Source organism: Winogradskyella sp. 3972H.M.0a.05 (assembly GCF_040493455.1).
Lineage (GTDB): Bacteria > Bacteroidota > Bacteroidia > Flavobacteriales > Flavobacteriaceae > Microcosmobacter.
This window is the reverse complement of sequence record NZ_JANFDA010000002.1, coordinates 510,292-531,509: the sequence shown is the minus strand read 5'-3', so window position 1 is coordinate 531,509 and position 21,218 is coordinate 510,292. Positions and strand designations below refer to the sequence as shown.

The window sequence follows — 21,218 nt, the reverse complement described above, 5'->3', positions numbered from 1 at the left end:
TTGGCTTTACGTTCAGCTTCAAGTTTGGCTTGTGCTTCAGCTTCTTCCTTGGCTTTGCGTTCAGCTTCAAGTTTGGCTTGCGCTTCAGCTTCTTCCTTGGCTTTACGTTCAGCTTCAAGTTTAGCCTGCGTTTCCGCTTCTTCCTTGGCTTTTTGTTCAGCTTCAAGTTTAGCTTGTGCTTCCGCCTCTTCTTTAGCTTTTTGTTCAGCTAGCAACGTTGTATCAACATCTCCTTTTTTCTGAGGCTTTTTAGATACAGTGCGTCTTTTTTTGGAATCGGTTGAGATTAATCCACTGATTTCATCGCCACTACTATAGTAATATCTTTCTTTATTTTTGAATCTATATGCTAGTGTTATATCGTGCGAAGGTCCAAAATCGGTAAGGTCGCCAACAGCTTTTTCAAAATTATATTCAATAGCAATTTGCGAAGTGATGTTGATTCCTAAACCGCCTGAAATACCATAAACTGTATTATAACCTACTTGCCCCCAAATTCCTTTTGGTACAGTAAGCATTGCTATACCAGAGATGATGGTTTCATTTTCTTTAAATTCTGATCGAATTAATCCTGAAAATTTACTTTCATCGAAGAAACCTCTACTATTCATGTAGCCTGTATACATTAAATGTGCCTGAATACCACGTTCTGTATTATCCTCTAAAAGCTCAGAGTTTTGAAAGTTATACACGACTAGATTATTAACTGACACACCAACATCTATGAATGCGAAACCATAGTTAATTCCTGGATTGATTGTTAGCAAGAAGCTTTCTGGAATATTTTGTATTGAAGGATCATCAATATTGGTGACTACGCTTCCTGTATTTAGACCACTTCTGTAAGCGCCTATATTAAGTCCGAAGGTTAAGTTATTCTCCTGAGCAAGTCTAGCATTATATGCAAAGTTTAGGACGCCTCCATAAGTAGCTAGTACGCCATAATTTTGTTGAAATAACCCTAGTCCAGCACCAATGTTCTCTGCTAACCTTCCGGTATAACTTCCCAAAAAGGTTAGAGGAGCGTCTTCAAATTGCACCCATTCACGCTTATTATAAATACTGATGTACTTGTTTTGCTCTCTTACGAAGCTAAAGGTTGGGTTAATGATATAACGATTAAAAGTCAATGAACTCCTTACGGGAAGGGTAAGCGAAACCGCTCCATCGGCTTCTTGAGCCTGGAATATCTGTATTGTACAGAAGTTTAGTAATATGATCAATATGAATGCTTTCATATTATTTTACCACGGTTATTGATCCTTTTCTTATTTCGTTATCTACTGTTTTTATGATATAGTAATAGACCTCGTTGCCGTTCGATAAATTCAAATTGTCTTGAGGCCAGTTATTGAGGTAATCATTAGTTTGAAAAACTACTTTTCCATAATTAGTCATGATGACCACCTCTGTATCGGTACCACTTACATAAGCTCTCGGGATTACCCAAGTGTCATTAATGCCGTCGCCATTTGGGCTTATGACATTAGGTAGTTTTTCCACATTTGGAAATGGTTCGCTTACTTCAAATAAAAATTCTCTTGATCCTTGACAGCCTGTTGTTTCGGTTATCACTACTGCATAGCTTCCTATTTCTGACACCTCATAGTTGTCGTCATCTGCTTCAGTAATTAATGTATCGTTTAGATACCATTCGAATATTGGATTTTCAGCTGTTGTAGTGACACTTACCCATAGTGTTTCATCTTCATCTATCTCGTTAAATTCAGGAACATTAATCGATGCATCGAATAGCTCACTTTCTAGTGTTATCACTCCCGTTGTAGAACAATCACCTAGATCTACAAAAACCGTATACATACCAGATTCTTCTGTTTCATAAGTTTGATTCGTGGCACCTTCTATAGCAACACCATCTACAAACCATTGATAACTGATACCAACTATTGTGCTCAATATCGTTGCGCCTTCGCTTGGACAGAATGGATTTCCTAGGCTTGAAGAAATACCTGCTTCGGCTTCACCAGAAGATACTTCACTAATAGTCACACGATTCGATGATGAATCTGATGTACAACTCCCATAATTGGTTTCAACAAAATAAGTGCCTTCATCACTTACTGAAAGTGTGTTCCCTTCAGCAACAAATACAGCTGTAGTTGGCCCTGTTTCTTTATACCAATTAAAGGTCAGGTTAGGATAGTTTAAAGGTGAATCATTAGCTCCTGTACCAGGATTGTCAATACTTAGAAGATAACTTCCACCTTCACAAAAGACACCTGTCGAAACAAGGTTGTTGATAGTAAATGGTTCATCTTGTGCTTTATAATATGCTGGAAAGGCAGCTGAACCAGAACTTGTAGCAACTGGAGCAGTACTCTTTATACGTATTTTATAATTTTCGCCTGCTGTGTCTTCTGGGATTGAAAACGTTAAGGTTGCTGGTGAGGTAGTAACTGAACCCGGACTTGACGTAAATACTGTTGTCGGGTTTGAAAAATCACCTTCAGCATCTGACATTTCAATGATGAACTGATTGGATGCCTCTAAACCTGCTTCTGGAGAAAACACAAAAGTTGCGTCATAGGTATTGAAAGACTCATTAGCACAAGCCATTGTAAATCCTAAATTAGGAGAACCAATGACTATTTGAGCGTTAGCTTGTCTTTGTGATGTAAGAACTAAAAAACAAATTCCAATGAAAAGTTTGTATGCAACTTTTATCTTATACATTTTGTTTTAATTGTAATGTTATACCTATATGCTATTGATTTTGTTTAAAACTCAGTGATAGACCGTGATACTTTAGCACCTAACCGATCTTAGGTTTTTCTACTTGTTCAGTTTAGCTTGAATGATTAATCGTTAGCTGCGATGATCTTGTTGATTCTCAATCTGAAATCTGGATATCTGGAGTTTCCAGAATCAATGAATGTTTCAGAATCTGGACCTTTGGAGTATACATTGCTAAATGAGTAACTACCATACCAATTCTCTAAGTCATCGTTATTGGAAAAGCCTTTTTTAAAGATGTTTCCATTACAATTGTTGAAGTACATTTTGGTAAATCGTATGTCTTCTAAATTGGCAGAGTTTAGCTTTATTTTTTCATCTAGAATTACCGCAGGATTAAAACCAGAAACTACACTCTTATTCATGGATAAGAAGGTGTTTTCTCCAATAAAAATGGCTTCGTTGACCAACCCAACTTTAATATCGTTTTCAAGGTCATTGCTGACATTGAGTAGAGTTAAATTTTCTGCCCATATATTGGTTTGCGGTTTCGATAAGTCTATTTCTTCTTTTAGATTATACGCAAGTATGTTCATACTCTTTGAAGCTGTTGAGCCAGACACATAAGGCGATTTTACAGCTAGAGAGTTGGTGATGTTGCATTGAACACCATAGTTAAACTCATAGTCGTGAATACTAGATTTATAAGAAACTAATCTATCTAGGACTACATTTCCACCGAGAACATTAAACGAAGTTCCTTTGCAGAAGCTTACCATAACATTATCAATAACTGTTTGGTATCCTACACCTGCTAATGTCAACCCATTAAAATAACCGTAAAGCTTAGTCCTTTTGCCAGCATATTCGATTCTCACATATCTTAGAATTCCTGAGTCACTATCTTGATTATTGCCACCATAGCTTATATTTTTTGTTGCTGGTGGGATTAAACCATGGTTTAAAGAGGCTTCATCACTCAGGTTACTGATTGGTGCATCACCAAGGATAAAAAGTCCTCCCCAGTCACCTGGCTTTTTTACACTATTGCTCGATGTGAAAATAATAGGGTCTGTTGAAGTTCCTTTAGCTATTATTTTTGAGTCTTTGCTCACAATAAGAGCTCCTTTAGTTTTAAAGTCACCCATGATTACAGTACCAGGTTCGATGATAAGTGTTGTGCTATCAGTTACATAGACATCACCTAGAAGTAAGTACGTGTGCTTTTTGTACAGTTTCGTGTCTTCGGTAATATTACCACTGATTATTTCTGTAGGTGTACCATAATCCACTTTATTTGGCTTAAACTCTGTCCAGGGCTTTAGCCAATTTTCATATCCTGTTATGCCCTTTTCTTGCTGTCCAGATACAAGCCCAGAAAATAAGAGAGAAACAAGAGCTATTAACGTAAAGTTTTTCATAAGTAGTAAAGTTTAAATTTGGGAGGGATTATTACATAATCAAACTTACAAAGTCTACTACTGAAATGCAATGAAACGCAATATTAATCGATAAACAGTATTAAATATAAAGAAATTACGTACAAATGATATATTTTATGCAAAATTTTAACAATACATTACTGGCATAAATACTACAATATTTGGTCGACACATTTGAGCATAAAAAAACCTCAGTAAAAAATACTGAGGTTTTTATGTAGTTTTTTTAAGAAAGTTAACCTATAGCTAGTCTGTTTTAAAATCGTTATACGTATGAAGCGATTTAAGCGTTTCTTCATAAAACAATATAGCAGCTATCAAGTCTTGAGTATCTGAATAGGGTAGTACCTTTCTTTGAAACTCTATGGTACTATCAAAATATTCTACAGAAGCTTCACGATTGGCTTCTAATGCCTTCTTATTATCTTTAGTTTCAGGAATACCTAGAGAGGCCATTGTTACTCCAGGTTTTGTGGCAAATGCAATATTTGGTAAAATATTTACAATAACCTTGATACGCTCACTATATAAGGACAATAACTTTCCCTTAGTAAGGCTGTTCAATTCCTCATAGCTGTGGTATTTATCAATACTTACTTTGCCATTGATTATGGTGATTTCAGCATTCTTTTTTTGAGCGAAAGAAATGCTCATAAGCAGGAAAAAAGCAATGCTTAATAAAGTAGGTTTAGTTTTCATTATTAATGTATTTTTTAAGACTTGGTGAAACAAATCTATACAAATTATTAAAAAAAACAACTTTTTTCTATAACTTTTTTATCTATTAACTGCAAATTTTTCGGATTAAATGTGTTTTTTTCTCGATAAACACGAGTTTTTCCTACAAATTATAAAGTTGTGTTTTTAGCGATTATATCTATGTGAATTTGAGCGCAATTCGTTATTTGTGCAATAAAATAGTGTGTCATTCACCGACATTTTTTGCAGTCTTTAGCAATTCATCGTAAAATTTTAGCATTCATGTGATTTTTATTAGTTTACAGTTTACATAGTAGAACTTTACGGTGAACAAAATAATTAGCCCCATGAAACATTTTGTACATCTACTATTATTATTGTGTCCAATTATTATTTATTCGCAAGACACTACATTACTTTCAGAAAACGATCCTTTTTACGATTATAAAGAATTACAATTGAGCAATACTGCTACAATTCCTGGTTTTGATTCTAAGAAACAGAAGCTTAAGGTTACAGGTACGATATATCAAAGTGATGGTGTAACTCCAGCTGAGGGTGTAATCTTATATATTGAGCAACCTGATGAGGACGGAGATTTTAACGTCATTAAAGAGGAAGACAAAAAATATGTGCAAAACAGAGGCTGGATAAAAACTGATGCCAATGGTCAATACACATTCTTCACCTATGTTCCTGGAAGTGATAGACGTTATAATAGAATGCAGCAACTATACCCAATCGTTAAAGAGTCTACAAAGCCTGGATATGCAATGGCAACATTTCTTTTTGATGAAGATCCTTTATTAACAAAGCGTTGTCGTAAGAGAATGGCTAAAAAAGGGGATCCTTCTAGAATTCTTAAACTAAAAACTGTAGATGGTTTACTTGTAGCTCAAAAGGATATTGTGCTTCAAGAAAACCCAGTAACTACTAAATAGTATTCAGAAGGTTTCAGAAGAAAACATAACCAGACCTATAAAGTCTTTAAATAGGCTATCATCTTTTTACGAGTAGCATCATCTGGTAATCTACCAAAACCTGCCTTCATATTATCAATTAAATGATGTGGTTTAGATGTACCAGGTATCACACATGTAACTGCTTTACTGGCTAAAATGTACTTAAGGAAAAATTGTCCCCAACTTTTTATATCGTAATCATTACACCAATCTGGTAGGTTCTTTCCTTTGGTCAATCGGAATAAACTTCCACCACCATATGGTCTATTTATGATAACTGAAACGTTATTTTCTTGTGCCGTGTGTAGTAACTTTTTTTCTGCATTAAGATTATTAATAGCATAATTGAATTGTACAAAATCTGGTTTCTCCGCTTTTATGATTTGAATTAGCTTATCATGGGCAGAATCTACATAATGCGTTATTCCCCAATACCGTATCTTTTGCTCGTCTTTCCACTTTTTTAACGTGTGCATATGCGTTCTCCAATCGATTAGGTTGTGAATCTGAATTAAATCTAATGTATTGGTTTTCATGAGTCTCATGGAATTGGTCATTTGGTCAATTCCATTTTGTTTACCGCTTGTCCAAACCTTGGTAGCAAAAAAGAACTGATCTCTTGAGTTCATTTGTTGTACAAGATCACCAACTACGCTTTCTGATGAACCATACATTGGAGAACTATCAATCACTGATCCACCATATTCTTTCATGTTTTCTAAAACTGAAGTAAGCTGCTCCCTTTTGGTTTTATTGTTGCCAACATCAAAGGACTGCCATGTGCCTAAACCAACTATAGGGAGGCTTTCATTTGAGGAACCTATCTTTCTTTTTCTAATCGAATTCATATCTGTAAATCCAAATGTTGGTAATAGAAGAGAACCTATGGTTAATCCTCCAATAACCTTTGTTGCTTCTCGTCTTGTATATTTTCGCATCTTACGTGTTTTTATTTAGTAGATATTGATTTTACTAACTGTATATGTTTTTTACCAATTTTATAGCCTAGATATCCCCAAACAAGAATAAAAGGTATAATAATTATAGCTATTGCCGAAAGACCAAAACCAATTGAGATACACAATGTAAAGAACCATCCTGAAGCAAAATCTCCAGCCCGGTAAACGGATGTGTCGATAAAGCTTTTGGTGATATGGCTATTCTTTCGTTTTTTTATTGCGAATAGCATCTCTCTTCCTGGGCGTAATAGAATTAAATTACTCAATCTGTAAAATATCATAAGGAGCGCAATGACATACAAAGTAGTATGTATGCTCAGTAGTATTAACCCAACGGCTATAACAATAGGGACTATACTAAGAATTTTGTATAATTCATATCTGCTGAAAATTTTGTTTGAAATATAAAGTTGGCCAAAAATGGCTAATGAATTTACAATTAAATCAACAGATGAAAAGTAACCTATTCTTTCTTTGCTGGTAACAATGGTTTGGTCTACAAGATTGGCTTGTTCAAAATAAATAAATGTCGATATAGCTGTGTAAAAGAACACAAAAAGCAAGACGCCAATGATATATTTTGACGATAATATTTGCTTGAAGCTCTCTCGTATTCTCGCTTTTTTGAAAAAACTATTTTGAAACCTACGATGGTTGTTGTCCTCAGATAGGGATTCAAGCCTTTGATACTTTAATAGCTTTTTTAACGAAATAAAGGCTAGAAATAAAAAGAGAGCGGATAGTAAGAGAAAGGACTCAAAATTTAGGATAAAAGACAACGGAGTAATTACAAATGAACCCAGTAGAGACCCTAAACTTCCTCCTGCCGAAATAATGCCAAATAACCTTTTGGATTGAGCATTTGAGTAAATATTTAGCATTAGACTCCAAAACAATGAAATGGTATATAAACTAAAAATGCTCAACCATATAAAGAATACACTGGGTAGAATATCACTAAATACGTTTGCTTTGAATAGAACATAAAAGGCAAAAATATTTAACAAGAAAAAGATGTACACCTTAGTTAATAATTCTTCAAATCCGATCTTACTGGCTATAAACCCAAAAAATGGAGCGAATAATGCAGTAGCTAAAAATGTTGCTGTAAATAGCCAATGTAGGCTTGAAACGCCATTAATAATACCCATTTCATTTCGTATAGGGCGAAGGATCGCATAGGAAGCCATGAGCAAGGCAAAAAATAGCATAGACCATAACATTGCAGGCATTTCAGATTGATCTATGGACTTGAATTTTAATTGCTTTTTGAAAAGATTCATGTAGCTGTAATTACCGTATTCCTAATATTAGATAATTACCATAAAATCCATTTTTGGTTTATAAATACGTATGATTGATTTATAAATCTGGAAGGAATTATGAGTGATTGTTTTTAAACTGGGAAGGAGTTAATCCAGTTGTTTTTTTAAATGAAGAATTAAAAGAGGATAAGGTGTTAAAGCCACATTCGTATGCGATTTCAGCAATCTTTAAGTGTGAATGAGACTCAGAAATTAATTTAGATTTCGCTTCAGTGATTCTGTAAGCGTTAACAAACTCAGAGAAGTTTTTATCAAATCCTTTATTGATAAGGTGAGAAGATAAATACGTCGGCAAAGAAATCTGCTTGGATAATTGAGACAATGTAAAAGATGGATTTAAGTATGGTTTTTCAGTCTCCATCAAGTGCAATAAGTGATTCTTGTAATAATTAAACTCATCATCATTGAGCTTAATGTTTTTGTATTTAATAGTTCCTCCAGCTACATAACCTAAGATGTTTTTATTCAGTACAGAATATATAGACAGAAAGTATATGAAGAAAGCATATATGACTGGACCTGTCGTGTACGATGTTAACCCTAAGACATAATTAGAAAAGTAAGATACCTGTATAAGAGAAGTGCCAAGAATTAAAATGAGTAACCAAATCCACTCAGTATTACTTATCTCATAGTTCAAAGCGCGACACTTTTTATATGCTCTGCACAGAACAATGAAGGATAAGAAGGTATATATCAACTGATGATATAATAGCAAGGTATAGCCTCCTCTAAACCAAAAATTAGCTTCATTAATTCTGAACATGACTAATACTAAAGCAACAACAGGTAGAAAGTGAGGCAATTGAATTTTTAGCCATTTTTTTTGAAACAGATAATGCGTAAAGAACAAATATAGTGCTGGTCCACAAGCCAAGTGGGCAATGAATCCCAGATTTAAAAACCAATCAGGAAGGTTGTCAAAATAAATCCAAAACAGAGATTTTACAATTCTCAGTGTAATGAAGAAAAAGAAAAGTGCTAATAGAATATTAGGAATGTTTCTCTTTTTGCCAAAGAACACATAAATGGACATATACAGGCTCTGTATGCCGCCAATACTGCCGATTAGTAATTCTACTTCTTTATTTAGTTTTAACGCTTTCAAGGAAAAATGTTCAACTAAATATACAGTAAAAATATATTGGTAGGTAAAAGATTAAGAAGAGTATAACATTATCTAATGTTATTAATCCAGATTATAAAACAAAAAAATCCGCACAAGAAAGCCAGGCTGATTTTAAATTAATGGTTTAGCTAATTAATCAGAAAGAATATGAAGTAGCTATTAAATAGTTCTAAACTAGCTTAAAAACAGCAATCTTAAAAGAGTGTTATTTTTTATATTATTTACTATTACTAATTATCTTTAAATAATACAAAATACAGGTAAACGATATGATAAAAGTTCTACTTATTGGAAACGGTTTTGACCTTGCTCATGGCCTTCCTACTGGATTTAATCATTTTGCTGAATATTATAAAAAGGAAATATTGTTTAAAGAATTGGTCAGAATGGCTAAAGAAGATACAGAGTTACAGCCTAATAATTTTCTGTTAACAATTTACAATATATTTGACAGAAGAGAGTATAGGGCAAAAGGCTTTTCCAATAGATACTCATTAAGAGATATTGCGTTACTTAAAGGGGGTATAGGATATGAAGTTTTTGAGCAAAATTTCACGCATTTTATTAATTATTTGTCAAATACTTTTTTGAGCATTCTTTATTTAGAGCAAAAGGAGAATTGGTTTGATATTGAGGGTACACTTTTTAAGTGTTTGCTTTCAATTAAGAACAGACATTATAAGCAAAAAGACAAATACTATTTGCCTTCAATACAAACTTTGAATAAAGAGTTTGAAAGTATAAAAAATGCTGTGCATGCCTATTTGAAAAATGTCACTAAAGACATTTTAAGCATTGCAGAATTTGAAGTTTTTCTTGAAGAATTGAGATCACTTGGTAGGGCAAGAAACGGAGAATTTGCGATTATCAACTTTAACTATACTGATACTATTTTAAGATATGATTTTCTGGGAAAAGCCAAATATGATTACTATCCGATACATGGAAAGCTAGACTCTGAAATAATTTTTGGTTATGGCAGTGATAAAGATATGGCCTATGAAGAAATAAAGAATATTGGTAAAGATGAATTCTTAGAGCATTTCAAAACTCACAAATATCTTCATGACTCAATTTATCAAAGTATGTATAGTGATTTAATAAACGGTATTGATGATTATGTTGTACATGTGTTAGGCCATTCCCTTGGTATGACAGATAAGACTTTACTTCAAGAGCTATTCAGTTCATCAAATTGTAAAGGAATATTATTGTACAAGAGATTAGATAAGTATAATCCTGATATTAAAAAAGGTCAAGTTCAGTTGGAGGTTCAAAGGGAGTTTACTAAACTAACAATGGCTGCGTCGAGGATAATTAGCGATGAAATGGCAAGAGTAAAAATTAAAAACCTTAAAGATTCGATTTACTTTCCTAAGCAACCTGGGGAGGAATATTTTTAAAAGTTAATCTTAGAAATAGTTGTCTCTACTTCTTTTTGAAACTCTGATTTTAGACCTTGAAGCACACTTTTGAATGGAAGTTAAAACAAAAACCGCTTTTTTTTGTTCATAAGTATCTTTTATTATAGTTGAACATAGTGCCTCGCCATTTTCAACTTTTTCAATTGTCCAAACAATAGAGGAATTAGATTTATGAAAAACATTATCCCCAACTTTAAAATCGTCCATAATACTATTATATTAATTATTAAATTTTCTCATAAATAAGTTAACGCCTTCTATTGCATTTAGAATTCTCATTTTATCATTTACTTCATCAAAATTCCCATGAGTAGCATCATTTCTTAGCCCTGCCCAAGAAGTAATATCCTTATAATCTTGCTTTGTGATTATTTTCTCTTGATACAGTTTTTGGGCAATAGGGTCAATAGTTTTTTTTGTATCGCTTAAATCAATATTCTCTTGCTCTGAAAGTTGTTTTAAAAATTCTTCAAGTGATGCTCCTAGTAATATTGCCGAGGCGGCCGGATGATATTTTTTATCATTAATTAAACTGATCGCTTGATTAATGAAGTCACTTATGACATCAATCTTTATATTATATTGTTGAGATTTACCTAGTTCTAATTGAAGTTTTAAGTAGTCTTTTATAGAACGTAAAACGGAAACCGCTTGAATTCCCATACTAAAAAGATCATCATTATATCTCTTTTTATAGTTTAGTAACGAATTATAGAATTCAGTATCTTGACCAATGTAGTTTTTAACAAACTGTAAGCTTAACAAATAAAAAGAATTCAATTCAATATCCCTCTTTGAGTCATTCGGATATAACTTCTCAATTTCTTCTATTTTTTTTATTATGTCTGCTGTTTCCATTATAAAAAAGAATGTTAAACTGATTTTACTTCATTGAAAGTGGGTAAGTCTAAATATAAAATTATTAATGATTAGTTTTAGAATTATTATGTAATAAGCATATTTGATTATCAATTCATGCAGCCATGAATTGTATTTGAACCCTCCTTTTTGTTAGTTGTGCATTTTGTGTGCAAATAAATTGAAATAAAAAATGCAATTAACTGTAAAAAAGCAAATTGCATTTTTTTATTGTGGAGTCGGGGAGAATCGAACTCCCGTCCAAACAAGCCACAAAAGCGCTTTCTACACGTTTAGTTTTTACTCAATTGTCGACTAAAAGCTGACTAAAAACAATCCACTTTTAGCTTATCATCTAAAGTTTCGGAATACTATCGATGCGCTAATAGTCCTAGGTCTACTTTTACGATGCCTCTAAGTAGAACGCCATAAACCAAGGCTTTCAAGAGACATTCAGCTTGCACACCTTGTGTGCCTAGGCTAATCTTACTATAATTCAGATTATGCAGCTAAAGCGTAGTTATCTTCGCCGTTTAAAATTTGATATGGCCTTTTACGTGTATCAATATCATCACACGACGTGCTTACGGTTTCATGGGTCTCGCTGTCAAAACCAGTCGACCCCTTTTTTCAATGAACATTCCCTTTCCAAAGAAAAGGATTGCGAAGTTATCAAAAACTTTGCATATAGACATAAATCCGATTATTTTCGTGCAAAATTTATACCAAGCTATATACATGAAATTTGCCATCATAAAAGAACGAAAAAATCCGCCAGATAGACGTGTTGTGTTTTCACCAGAAAAACTTGCTGAAGCCAGAGATCAGTTTCCCGAAGCTGAATTTGTTGTGGAATCTTCAGATATTAGAGTGTTTCCAGATGAAGCCTACAAAGCACAAGGATTTACAGTGACCGATGATGTCAGTGATTGTGATGTTTTAATTGGTGTAAAGGAAGTACCTATCGAGAACCTTATTCCGAATAAAAAATACTTCTACTTTTCACATACCATAAAGAAGCAACCTTATAACAGAAAGTTGCTTAAGGCCATGCTCGATAGACACATTGAGATGTTTGACCATGAAACTATAACTAAGCAAAGTGGTGCCAGACTTATTGGTTTTGGACGCTATGCTGGATTGGTTGGTGCTTATAATGGATTTAGAGCGCTTGGCCTTAGAGATGGTTTGTTTGAATTGCCTAAGGTTGAAAACCTAGCAGATCTCGATGCTGTAAAAGCTGAGTTAGATAAAATCACGCTGCCAAACATTAAAATTCTACTTTCTGGTACTGGTAAAGTTGCTATGGGAGCCAAAGAGATTTTGGATCATTTGCAAATCAAAGAAGTAAGTGATGCTCTTTACTTAACCTCTAAGTTTACAGAACCTGTCTACTGTATGGTTGATGTTATAGAATATGCTAAACGAAGCGATGGTAAAGTAGGGAAGAAGGCAGAATTCTATAAAGATCCTTCTGGTTATGAGAGTAACTTTATGCCATATGCTAAAGAAACCGATTACTTTATCGCAGGACATTTTTATGGTGATGGAGCACCGTATTTGTTCACAAGAGAAGATGCGAAGCATCCCGATTTTAATATCAATTTAGTTGCTGATGTGTCTTGTGATATCGATGGTCCTGTAGCCTCGACAATAAGACCTTCTACGATTGCTGATCCATTTTACGGCTATGATCCAAACACAGAGAGTGAAGTAGCCTTTGACGCAAAGGGTGCTATTACTGTTATGGCTGTGGATAATCTACCTTGTGAATTGCCTAAAGATGCCAGTGAAGGGTTTGGAGATATGTTCTTGGAGCACGTCATTCCCGCATTTTTTAATGAGGATGAGCGCGGTATTTTGAAACGTTCCAGAATGACCACAGAAGATGGTGAGCTAACGCAACGCTATGCCTATCTCCAGGATTATGTGGATGGAAAGGAGTAATCCATTCTTATGCATTCCAAAGTATATTCTATGTAGCCTTTTGATGCTATTCTAAATATTGATGAAGACTATTGTGAGCCTCTAAAATTGCTCCAACACTTTTTTGATCTATACGCTGACAGTGTACAATGGAATTCTCTAAAGCAGTGAACAATCTATTAAAGCCGCCATTATCAAAAATATTTCCTTTTTCTTCTTTAAAGCTTCCATCTTCTGTTAATGCTTCTCTTAATTCTTTTGGAGATTCGATATTTGGGAGTGGAACAAATTTATCTGACTCGAGAGCTTCTAGTTTTTCATTCAATGATGTAATTAACTCATTAACTCTATATCCAAATTTATGAATAGTGGTTTGAGTTGGTTCACTATTCTGTAAATTATTGAGTTCAGTAATAATCGTACCTTTTATATTAACTGCATCTCTAAAGAAATCGGATAATTTTACGTGCTGCGAATAAAGATTAGAAAGTGTGTCTAATTGATTGTGTTTTTTGGCAAGTGCAAGGTGAAAAGTACAAAAAGACTTATCCCATTCTTTAAAGCTATTTACCAAAAGAGACTCTCGTTCGTTAAGGATTAGCTCATAACCCTCTTGAATATTTTTCTTTTTGAATGATCTATCTTTAAAGGACAGTACATTTTCTTTGGTAGTTCCTTGAGCTATTGCTCCAGCTTTGTCCATGAGTGTTTCTAAATCTCTAATAGGATCCATCAGCGATTTCAATTCAGCTTTTAAATTATCTAGAACAATTTTAGAGGTATCAACCGTTTCAAGATTTAACTCGTTGCTATCTATATCTGGAATATTCAAGAATCTGTTTTCAAAAGTATTTTCATAGTCTTCTAACAAAGATTTACTTTGATTCTCTGAAATAATAAATGCTTCAAATTCTTCTAATGTACAATTTATGTCTTGGGTCTTGTTGAGATATTCTTTATATACCAAAGAGGTCATTTTTTGCTGTAACGTTTCACTATTTCTAAATAAAATCCATGGTGAACGAGAATCTGACTCGCAATCTATAAATGGAACTTTAGCACTATCTTCTCGCATATTATTTGGTGGGTGGCTAGCATACATTCCGACTTTACTATGTTCGGAAGTAGAAAAATAGTGTTTTCCACCACGACTGTCTTGTGGTAATGCTTCCAAGATTTGATTCTGCTTAGCTTTGTCCCTATCGATCGCTAGATTATTGTGAACATACAGATTCTGAACATGACGTTTCTTCTGAGCAGCTAAGTAAGCATGATTTATTGTTTCATTCCACTTATAAAAACCGTCATCTAATTTCCATAACGCTGATACTATTGCCTCACTACCAGTAGTGCTTATTGCAACTTTATCAGCATTAAATTCCATCTCTCTAGAAAGGGATGAATACATAATGTTTAGGAATTGATAAAACAGATTAAGAATTTGTCTTATGATCCAAATAATAGGAGTTATAATCCATGCAGCAAATGATAGTCTTAGATCTGATTGTCTCCACTGGTCTAATAAGTCATCCCATTTATCTCTTGAAAAAATCATGTCATGAATAATAGTATTTGCAGATATAATATAGCTGCCAACCTTCATGCTACTTTGGGCAAAGTGCCCAAATTCATGGCTTATTACAGCTTTAAACTCAGAAAGGTTCAAGCAACTTACCAATCCTAGCCCAATGGTCAGTTCTTTTTTTACTGGTAAAAATAAGCTCAACCACATGTTGGTATAAGAAACATAAGCATTAACATCTGGATCGACATAGATTGCCGCTGGTTTTGGTGCTCCAGTATCTTTACATATTTTCATGACGAAGTCCCAAAGCTCAGGATAGTCAGTTTTGTTGAGTTTAACTCTATTTGTCCTTTTATGGTTTTTTAGCTTGAAAATGAACTTTAATGTAAAAACAAATAACATTACTGAGCCAGCAATAGCTCCAACTTTCATGAGGATAGTAAGTTTATTGATGTCACCCATTTCATAAGTAAATGCATAATAGGCAAGATAAGCCAAGCCTAAAACCAAAGCAGAGTACAATACAAAGAACAGAATTATTGAAAGTATTGCTAAGAAAGCTTTTGTTCTGTAAGAAGATGTTAAAGCTGTTAGTTGTTTAGGTAAATTCGTGGGATTTGGTGGATAGTAATTGGTGGTCATTTGGTTGATTTTGAACTATAGCAATATATAGTTTTTTTTAACGCCACTAAAATTATTTTCTTCTATAAGACTGTACTGGCTTTTTTAAAGTCAGCCCTTTAAACACCCAATAGCCAATATTCAAAAACAATGTAAATGTCAGTGTAAACAACCATGCTTCTTTATGCTGAAATGGTTGCAGGATAATATTTACTATATCTGAAAACAAATATTCAGGATTACTCAAGATTTCCCACGAATTGTATCTTAAGAAGCGTCCAAGATAAATCCCAAAGCTTGATAAGGTGATAATTATGAAAGGAACTATGTCTCGGAAGAATTTTTTGAGATGAACATTTAAGTGTGCCATCATGTCTTTCAAACTTAAATAAAATAATAGCAAACCACATGAAGCAAATGACGTTACAACCAAAATGTCTAGCCAAAAGATATTGGATTCGTTCAAGCGTAAGTGCCAAAGATCTGTAACAATATATGGTGCATTTGGTAGAAACGCTAACCATACAAGGAAGCATATAGCTAATAAGGGCTTAGAAATAGTTTGCTTGTAGTTTAGATATGTCGTTATGCCATATGGAATAACAGCTAGAAACAGGTTCCATACCAAAAACAGATAAAAGAATGAGTGCGTTAGCTTCATCCTTAGCATTAGCATAAAAATGCTCATGCTCATCATTACTGTAATGATAGAAAGGATTTTGAAACGGTCTAAGACAAATGATTTTATATTATTCATAGGATTTTTGATTTTGTTCTGCGATTAAAATTGTGATACACCCAAAAGTGTAGGCGATAAGATCACTAACGTGAAATGTATTACCCAGAATGAGTTTGGCAGTATAGCTATGCTCTAAGTTGAGGTATTCTAAGAGATTTGTAAGTTGAAGAAACTCTATTCCAAATGCAATTAGGAGTACAGTAATGACCATATACAATGGCTTTATATCTATAAATGTTTTGAGTATAGAGTACAATAAGATGACAACCAGAAAGTCGCCAAAGGTATGTCGTATAAACCCTGAATCGAATATAATAGCAATCCATGCTTCCAATAGAAAGAGTATGATCGCATATATCGCGTATGACCTATCGAAGGTTAAGTACTTCATCCAATTACGATTTTTTCGCCCAGATACTTAGGCTGTACATTAAACACCACGTCTATAAATGCTTTAGTCCTAGCAAGGCGTTCCCGGAGTTTAGTTTTTTTGCCATAGCGACCACCAATATCTCTTGCATTAAATCCAATAGCCTTAACGCCTTTGTGTCCTGCAAGATAGATAGCGCGCTCGTTGTGGAACTTTTGTGAGATAATGGTAATTTGTTCTTGTCCAAAGATTTCCTTGGCTCTGACAACGGAATCCAAAGTCCTGAACCCAGCATAATCTAGATAAATTTTATCTTCAGGAATTCCAGCTTTGATAAGATCATTTTTAAAATCCGAAGGTTCATCATAGTCCTTTCTACCATTATCACCACTGACGAGAATGTACTCTATTTTCCCAGCCTTGTATAAAGTTATAGCTGCTTCTAATCGGTATTGGTAGTACAGATTAATATTGCCACTCGGTGCAATTTTTACAGCACCAAGAATTAAGCCTACCTTGTTTTTGGGAATACTAGAAATATCGTTGTATGTCTTTCCTTTGGACTGATGCTGTACTATGGTATTTGGGATATATATGCCTAAAAGCAATAGTACGATTAAGATGATGGTTTTTCCGAGGATCTTTTTTAGCTTCATATTATTATGTATAAGTTATTTACGGTAAAGACTTAAATAATGGATTTGAGATGTGTTAAATATTGATGACCGGAACAGTTCAAAATCGACATGCAACAGTTTTTTGTAATCATAATGATGAAAGGCATTAGCATGCTTCCCAATACGATACGCTTCAGAATAGAATTTTAAATAATCAGGTAGAATAATAATCCCTAGAATGATTGCTCCATATAGATAAGGGCTTCGTTTACCATTCCCATAGCAAAGACACTGCAAGGCAATTTCGTCTTCTACGCTTGTGCCAATGCCTGTTAAGGTATGATAAGCATCGTGACGTTCAACTTTCGCAATGAGTTCAAAATTATTTTTCTCCAGAAATTCTCCGAGATGCCTACCAAAAGTGTGTTTTGGATAGCGCAATAATTCCTTTCGATACACTCCCCAAGGTTCATGCTTTTTGAACATCTTCGTATACAATTGTTGGGAATGTTCAAACAGCCATTCAATCAGTTTTTTTCTATACCTTTTCATGGCTTTTTTCTTTTGCGAACCAAACCCAGGCTTGGCTTGTTGATATAAAGGCGGAGGCAAAAAAGGCGATGGCTAATGTGTCGAAATCAGAAGAAATAATGAAAAAAGCACATATGCTAAAGGTAGTAATCACATAGTATGGGAAGTAGCCCATAAATACTTGGGTCTTATCAAAACCATCTTTTTCCAGTAGCCAAAAGAATGGGCAAACAGTACTTAAGATGACGAAAGATGAGACAAGAAAAACTGGGATAAACGAGAACATTACATAAGGTGTCATGTCTATGGTCAGTATATCTGTTTCTGTGGCAAAACTGATGGCCCAAAACACTACAAAAGCAAGCAAGCTAGACTTAGAAATATTAGAAGGAACATTCATACTATAACCTTTTTAGAACCACCGAATAGTAATCGTAATTAGACTCTTGCCATGTCTTGGATAGCAAATCACCTAAGTACCGATCATATTTTTCTCTTATGCGTTGTTCATTTTGATTAGAAATGTTCAGCTCATCTAATGCATCGTATAATTGAATGGCATTATTATCTGTCAGCTTTATCAAATAATCGATATCAAAAGATTTGGCCTTGTGGATATTGTACTCGGTAATTGTCTTGTCCCAATTAATGGTGCTGAGAGCGATAAGTATCACAAAAGCAAACTGCGTATTTATCCTGAATAAATACACTAGATTTTTAACGCTCATCACTTTTAGGAACGTCGTTATTAGACCGATTAAAGTCAGAAGGATATACACATTAACGCCGATACGCTTGTATGTTAATCCAAAGGACGAGATGTAATTGTGGTTCTTAATGGCTATTAAAGCGACAAGAACAATATTGAGGATAATCCATAAGTAGGTTAAGTTTTTGAGCGTTTTGTTTTCAGAATAAAAATTGAGATCACCCCTAAAGAAGTAGAGTATAATAACTATGGCAATGACAATTGAAGCGATAAGCGCATTAATACCACTATGAACCTGGCTAGATAGAGCAGGAGCGCTGCTGAGCTCCGTTGACACTAATGAAGCAATGTCTGTAATGATATAAAATATGATCAACGTATTGAGCAGGCCAATCAATGTCGTCCCTAGTTGTTTTTCTTTTTTTAGTTTTTCTTCTGAAATAGTTTCAGGCTTGGATAATATGTTACTGGTTTTTAGATCAGCTGAAGTAGCAGGCTCAACCTGAATAGGTCGAGAGATATTACTGAATAGATAGTACCCGAGAACGCTAAATAGAATCCATTGAAGATTGATAAAATCGAAATTGATTTTATTAATCAAGTCATTAAACATTGGGTTTCCATTCTTATAAAGTAGCACAAAAACAACTATGAACACCGCCGGAATGCCTATCAACTTTGCCCAATGCCAAACATCGATGTCTTTCTTTAAAGATACCTTTTCTGTGTCCTTATCTATTCCAAAGCTTCTATGAAAAAAACCTGCAATGCTTGTATAAAGACCATTTAGCCAATGTACATAGATTGATGTTTTGTGTTCTGAAACTACACCAACTAAGGTGAAAAACACAGCACAGTTAGCAATGATCGATAAAGATGTATGCTGTATAAATACTGCAATAGCCGTTAACAAATAAGCCAGAACAGTGAGCAACACAGTTTTGTTTTTCATACGCTTCGGATTGTAAAAGGCTAACAAAGCAATCGTAATCAGAGAAAAGATGGATAGATTAAGTCCAATATGTTTATCGTAAAACAGAATGCTAAACATAAATGCGGCAATGATGGTGATGATGTGTTTCATAGTAAATATTTAAAGTACTTTGAAATTCAAAGTGAATTAATAAATTTTTTTAAATGTTCTTTTACAGACCTAAGCCACCAAAGCAAACAATAGAGAGGATGGGTGAGGAGGAGGAGTATGCTTATTTCAAAAGCGTTGAGTTCTCTCCAGCGATCCCTTCCTAAGAGGTTTAGCACTATGGTTTTTAAAGGTTTCATTATTATTGTTCAGATCGTTTTATGATGTGTTCTAAGGCTTCAATATGTTTCTTAAACGCTGTTTTCCCCTTTCTTGTTGCCTTGTACCTTGTATTTGGTTTCCTTCCAATAAATTGTTTTTCAACTTTTATATATTCAACCTTTTCCAGAGCTTTGGTATGACTGGCAAGGTTCCCATCTGTAACATCCAACAACTCTTTGAGCGTATTGAAATCTGCAAACTCATTAACCACAAGGACTGACATTATACCCAAACGGATACGATGATCAAAAGCTTTGTTTATGTTGGTGATAAGACTCATTACTTCAAAAGTAATACCTATAATTTAGGTTCTATACACAAAATGCATAATTGATCCATAAACTATATGCATCACACCAAATCCTAATACCCAAAACCAGAATCCATAAGTCGGCATTAAGGCACAAATTAACCCTAGAATGATTTGTATATATCCTAAATATCTTATGTATCCTAAGCTGTATTTAGAAGCATTCACCAATGCCAATCCATAAAAGATTAACATCAAAGCACCTGTATGCCCATAAATATGCTGATTTAATTTTATCAAGATATACAGACCACCAACTACTAAAGGAATTAGAAAATTAACTACGAGTCGAATGGAAGAAGCATCCCAAATACTTTCACCATTCTTTTTGGCCTTTCTGGTTGTTAGACAAATTCCAGTGAGGACACTCATCACAGCAACCAAAACCAAAGCGATAATACAGTTTCTATAGATTTCGCCATCCAAAATCAAGTAATCTCTACTAGAATTATTCACTAGCCAATACGCATAAGCAGCACCAGTTAAGGCGTATATGCCTGCAAGTATGCCTGATAAGCCACTGAGAGAGATAAAACGCGACGATTTGTTCATGAGATCCTTAATCTCACTAATGTCCTTTAGATAGTCTTTAGATTCCATATAAAAGTACTTTGAATTACAAAGTAAATGAATTTATGCCTATTGTTCAAGTTAAAAGTTTATTAAATTTGAAATGAGAACTTAATCTATATGAAGCCAGTAGACGAATACTTTTATAATCAGAAAGAGCCTTACCAATCAATAATGCTATACATACGTGATGTTATTCTGAGGACGTTGCCAGACATTACAGAACGTTATAGCTACAAAATACCATTCTACAATATTGGCAAAAAACCTATGCTTTATCTCAATATCTTGAAAGGTAAAGACTATGTCGATGTTGCTTTTGTGCAAGGCGTTTTGTTTGAAGACCAATTTCCCTCATTAAAAAATGATAATAATCGCAAGCAGGTGAGGTCTCTACAAGTAAAGTCTCTTGAGGAATTTAACGAGCACGAATTCAGGGCGATATTGCTTGAAGCGAAGCGATATATCGAGATGAGTGATAAACCTTGGTTTGTATAAGAACATT

At 34.1% G+C, this 21,218-nt stretch carries 22 protein-coding genes and 1 other RNA gene; 4 read left to right on the top strand and 19 right to left on the bottom strand.

What is annotated here, in order from left to right:
* The 4 genes from NCE97_RS05985 to NCE97_RS05970 form a co-directional block, all read right to left on the bottom strand.
* Positions 1 to 1,238: PorP/SprF family type IX secretion system membrane protein (locus NCE97_RS05985; protein ID WP_353778042.1), on the bottom strand; the 1,238-nt coding region annotated here is incomplete at its 3' end.
* Between the two features lies 1 nt (position 1,239).
* A complete protein-coding gene (locus NCE97_RS05980; RefSeq protein ID WP_353778041.1) occupies positions 1,240 to 2,694 on the bottom strand; it encodes a T9SS type B sorting domain-containing protein in 1,455 nt (484 codons plus the stop codon).
* 125 nt (positions 2,695 to 2,819) lie between these two features.
* The gene (locus NCE97_RS05975; RefSeq protein WP_353778040.1) at positions 2,820 to 4,115 is read right to left on the bottom strand and encodes a beta-helix domain-containing protein; all 1,296 of its coding nucleotides are present in this window, start codon (positions 4,113 to 4,115) and stop codon (positions 2,820 to 2,822) included.
* Positions 4,116 to 4,382: 267 nt separating this feature from the next.
* Entirely contained in the window at positions 4,383 to 4,835 is a 453-nt protein-coding gene (locus tag NCE97_RS05970) for a hypothetical protein (RefSeq protein ID WP_353778039.1), read from the bottom strand.
* 347 nt (positions 4,836 to 5,182) lie between these two features.
* Here NCE97_RS05970 and NCE97_RS05965 point away from each other — a divergent pair, with 347 nt between their 5' ends.
* Positions 5,183 to 5,776, top strand: a complete 594-nt coding sequence (locus NCE97_RS05965) for a hypothetical protein (RefSeq protein ID WP_353778038.1) — start codon at positions 5,183 to 5,185, stop codon at positions 5,774 to 5,776.
* Positions 5,777 to 5,811: 35 nt separating this feature from the next.
* Here NCE97_RS05965 and NCE97_RS05960 read toward each other — a convergent pair whose 3' ends face one another.
* The 3 genes from NCE97_RS05960 to NCE97_RS05950 form a co-directional block, all read right to left on the bottom strand.
* Positions 5,812 to 6,735: an aldo/keto reductase gene (locus NCE97_RS05960; RefSeq protein WP_353778037.1), complete on the bottom strand. Its 924-nt coding sequence runs from the start codon at positions 6,733 to 6,735 to the stop codon at positions 5,812 to 5,814.
* Positions 6,736 to 6,746: 11 nt separating this feature from the next.
* Positions 6,747 to 8,039 carry an NTP/NDP exchange transporter gene (locus NCE97_RS05955; RefSeq protein ID WP_353778035.1) on the bottom strand — a complete coding sequence of 431 codons (1,293 nt, stop codon included), beginning with the start codon at positions 8,037 to 8,039 and terminating at the stop codon, positions 6,747 to 6,749.
* Positions 8,040 to 8,136: 97 nt separating this feature from the next.
* Entirely contained in the window at positions 8,137 to 9,189 is a 1,053-nt protein-coding gene (locus NCE97_RS05950; RefSeq protein WP_353778034.1) for a helix-turn-helix domain-containing protein, read from the bottom strand.
* A 290-nt stretch (positions 9,190 to 9,479) separates the two neighbouring features.
* On the opposite strand from NCE97_RS05950, the gene NCE97_RS05945 reads away from it, so the two are divergent.
* Complete coding sequence (locus tag NCE97_RS05945; protein WP_353778033.1) at positions 9,480 to 10,613, top strand: AbiH family protein; 1,134 nt, start codon at positions 9,480 to 9,482, stop codon at positions 10,611 to 10,613.
* Between the two features lie 9 nt (positions 10,614 to 10,622).
* Here the strand turns inward: NCE97_RS05945 and NCE97_RS05940 are convergent, their stop codons facing one another.
* The 3 genes from NCE97_RS05940 to ssrA form a co-directional block, all read right to left on the bottom strand.
* Entirely contained in the window at positions 10,623 to 10,841 is a 219-nt protein-coding gene (locus NCE97_RS05940; protein WP_353778032.1) for a hypothetical protein, read from the bottom strand.
* Between the two features lie 12 nt (positions 10,842 to 10,853).
* A complete protein-coding gene (locus tag NCE97_RS05935) occupies positions 10,854 to 11,492 on the bottom strand; it encodes a hypothetical protein (RefSeq protein ID WP_353778031.1) in 639 nt (212 codons plus the stop codon).
* A 231-nt stretch (positions 11,493 to 11,723) separates the two neighbouring features.
* Positions 11,724 to 12,117: a transfer-messenger RNA gene (ssrA, locus tag NCE97_RS05930) on the bottom strand.
* A 113-nt stretch (positions 12,118 to 12,230) separates the two neighbouring features.
* On the opposite strand from ssrA, the gene NCE97_RS05925 reads away from it, so the two are divergent.
* The gene (locus NCE97_RS05925) at positions 12,231 to 13,439 is read left to right on the top strand and encodes an NAD(P)-dependent oxidoreductase (protein WP_353778030.1); all 1,209 of its coding nucleotides are present in this window, start codon (positions 12,231 to 12,233) and stop codon (positions 13,437 to 13,439) included.
* Between the two features lie 46 nt (positions 13,440 to 13,485).
* Here the strand turns inward: NCE97_RS05925 and NCE97_RS05920 are convergent, their stop codons facing one another.
* The 9 genes from NCE97_RS05920 to NCE97_RS05880 form a co-directional block, all read right to left on the bottom strand.
* Entirely contained in the window at positions 13,486 to 15,585 is a 2,100-nt protein-coding gene (locus NCE97_RS05920; RefSeq protein ID WP_353778029.1) for a M48 family metallopeptidase, read from the bottom strand.
* Between the two features lie 52 nt (positions 15,586 to 15,637).
* Positions 15,638 to 16,321, bottom strand: a complete 684-nt coding sequence (locus NCE97_RS05915; protein WP_353778027.1) for a DUF1361 domain-containing protein — start codon at positions 16,319 to 16,321, stop codon at positions 15,638 to 15,640.
* Positions 16,314 to 16,694 (bottom strand): ribosomal maturation YjgA family protein, encoded by a 381-nt coding sequence (locus NCE97_RS05910; protein WP_353778026.1) that lies wholly within the window; start codon positions 16,692 to 16,694, stop codon positions 16,314 to 16,316. Before NCE97_RS05910 ends, NCE97_RS05915 begins: the two co-directional genes overlap by 8 nt.
* Positions 16,691 to 17,329: a SanA/YdcF family protein gene (locus NCE97_RS05905; protein ID WP_353778025.1), complete on the bottom strand. Its 639-nt coding sequence runs from the start codon at positions 17,327 to 17,329 to the stop codon at positions 16,691 to 16,693. The genes NCE97_RS05910 and NCE97_RS05905 overlap by 4 nt, the downstream gene beginning before the upstream one ends.
* A gap of 15 nt (positions 17,330 to 17,344) precedes the next feature.
* A complete protein-coding gene (locus NCE97_RS05900) occupies positions 17,345 to 17,842 on the bottom strand; it encodes a hypothetical protein (RefSeq protein WP_353778024.1) in 498 nt (165 codons plus the stop codon).
* A complete protein-coding gene (locus NCE97_RS05895; RefSeq protein ID WP_353778023.1) occupies positions 17,829 to 18,221 on the bottom strand; it encodes a hypothetical protein in 393 nt (130 codons plus the stop codon). Before NCE97_RS05895 ends, NCE97_RS05900 begins: the two co-directional genes overlap by 14 nt.
* Position 18,222: 1 nt before the next feature.
* Positions 18,223 to 19,614, bottom strand: coding sequence for a DUF4153 domain-containing protein (locus tag NCE97_RS05890; protein ID WP_353778022.1), 1,392 nt, complete (start codon positions 19,612 to 19,614; stop codon positions 18,223 to 18,225).
* Positions 19,615 to 19,813: 199 nt separating this feature from the next.
* On the bottom strand, positions 19,814 to 20,113 hold the full coding sequence (locus NCE97_RS05885) for a winged helix-turn-helix domain-containing protein (protein ID WP_353778021.1): 300 nt from the start codon (positions 20,111 to 20,113) through the stop codon (positions 19,814 to 19,816).
* A gap of 24 nt (positions 20,114 to 20,137) precedes the next feature.
* Positions 20,138 to 20,743 carry a hypothetical protein gene (locus NCE97_RS05880; RefSeq protein WP_353778020.1) on the bottom strand — a complete coding sequence of 202 codons (606 nt, stop codon included), beginning with the start codon at positions 20,741 to 20,743 and terminating at the stop codon, positions 20,138 to 20,140.
* Between the two features lie 90 nt (positions 20,744 to 20,833).
* Here NCE97_RS05880 and NCE97_RS05875 point away from each other — a divergent pair, with 90 nt between their 5' ends.
* Entirely contained in the window at positions 20,834 to 21,211 is a 378-nt protein-coding gene (locus NCE97_RS05875) for a DUF1801 domain-containing protein (protein ID WP_353778019.1), read from the top strand.
* The last annotated feature ends 7 nt before the right edge of the window (positions 21,212 to 21,218 follow it).

Coding starts and splice junctions, on each gene's coding strand:
- NCE97_RS05980 (WP_353778041.1), bottom strand. CDS start 2,694: ATGTATAAGATAAAAGTTGCATACAAACTTTTCATTGGAATTTGTTTT.
- NCE97_RS05975 (WP_353778040.1), bottom strand. CDS start 4,115: ATGAAAAACTTTACGTTAATAGCTCTTGTTTCTCTCTTATTTTCTGGG.
- NCE97_RS05970 (WP_353778039.1), bottom strand. CDS start 4,835: ATGAAAACTAAACCTACTTTATTAAGCATTGCTTTTTTCCTGCTTATG.
- NCE97_RS05965 (WP_353778038.1), top strand. CDS start 5,183: ATGAAACATTTTGTACATCTACTATTATTATTGTGTCCAATTATTATT.
- NCE97_RS05960 (WP_353778037.1), bottom strand. CDS start 6,735: ATGCGAAAATATACAAGACGAGAAGCAACAAAGGTTATTGGAGGATTA.
- NCE97_RS05955 (WP_353778035.1), bottom strand. CDS start 8,039: ATGAATCTTTTCAAAAAGCAATTAAAATTCAAGTCCATAGATCAATCT.
- NCE97_RS05945 (WP_353778033.1), top strand. CDS start 9,480: ATGATAAAAGTTCTACTTATTGGAAACGGTTTTGACCTTGCTCATGGC.
- NCE97_RS05940 (WP_353778032.1), bottom strand. CDS start 10,841: ATGGACGATTTTAAAGTTGGGGATAATGTTTTTCATAAATCTAATTCC.
- NCE97_RS05935 (WP_353778031.1), bottom strand. CDS start 11,492: ATGGAAACAGCAGACATAATAAAAAAAATAGAAGAAATTGAGAAGTTA.
- NCE97_RS05925 (WP_353778030.1), top strand. CDS start 12,231: ATGAAATTTGCCATCATAAAAGAACGAAAAAATCCGCCAGATAGACGT.
- NCE97_RS05920 (WP_353778029.1), bottom strand. CDS start 15,585: ATGACCACCAATTACTATCCACCAAATCCCACGAATTTACCTAAACAA.
- NCE97_RS05915 (WP_353778027.1), bottom strand. CDS start 16,321: ATGAATAATATAAAATCATTTGTCTTAGACCGTTTCAAAATCCTTTCT.
- NCE97_RS05910 (WP_353778026.1), bottom strand. CDS start 16,694: ATGAAGTACTTAACCTTCGATAGGTCATACGCGATATATGCGATCATA.
- NCE97_RS05905 (WP_353778025.1), bottom strand. CDS start 17,329: ATGAAGCTAAAAAAGATCCTCGGAAAAACCATCATCTTAATCGTACTA.
- NCE97_RS05900 (WP_353778024.1), bottom strand. CDS start 17,842: ATGAAAAGGTATAGAAAAAAACTGATTGAATGGCTGTTTGAACATTCC.
- NCE97_RS05895 (WP_353778023.1), bottom strand. CDS start 18,221: ATGAATGTTCCTTCTAATATTTCTAAGTCTAGCTTGCTTGCTTTTGTA.
- NCE97_RS05890 (WP_353778022.1), bottom strand. CDS start 19,614: ATGAAACACATCATCACCATCATTGCCGCATTTATGTTTAGCATTCTG.
- NCE97_RS05885 (WP_353778021.1), bottom strand. CDS start 20,113: ATGAGTCTTATCACCAACATAAACAAAGCTTTTGATCATCGTATCCGT.
- NCE97_RS05880 (WP_353778020.1), bottom strand. CDS start 20,743: ATGGAATCTAAAGACTATCTAAAGGACATTAGTGAGATTAAGGATCTC.
- NCE97_RS05875 (WP_353778019.1), top strand. CDS start 20,834: ATGAAGCCAGTAGACGAATACTTTTATAATCAGAAAGAGCCTTACCAA.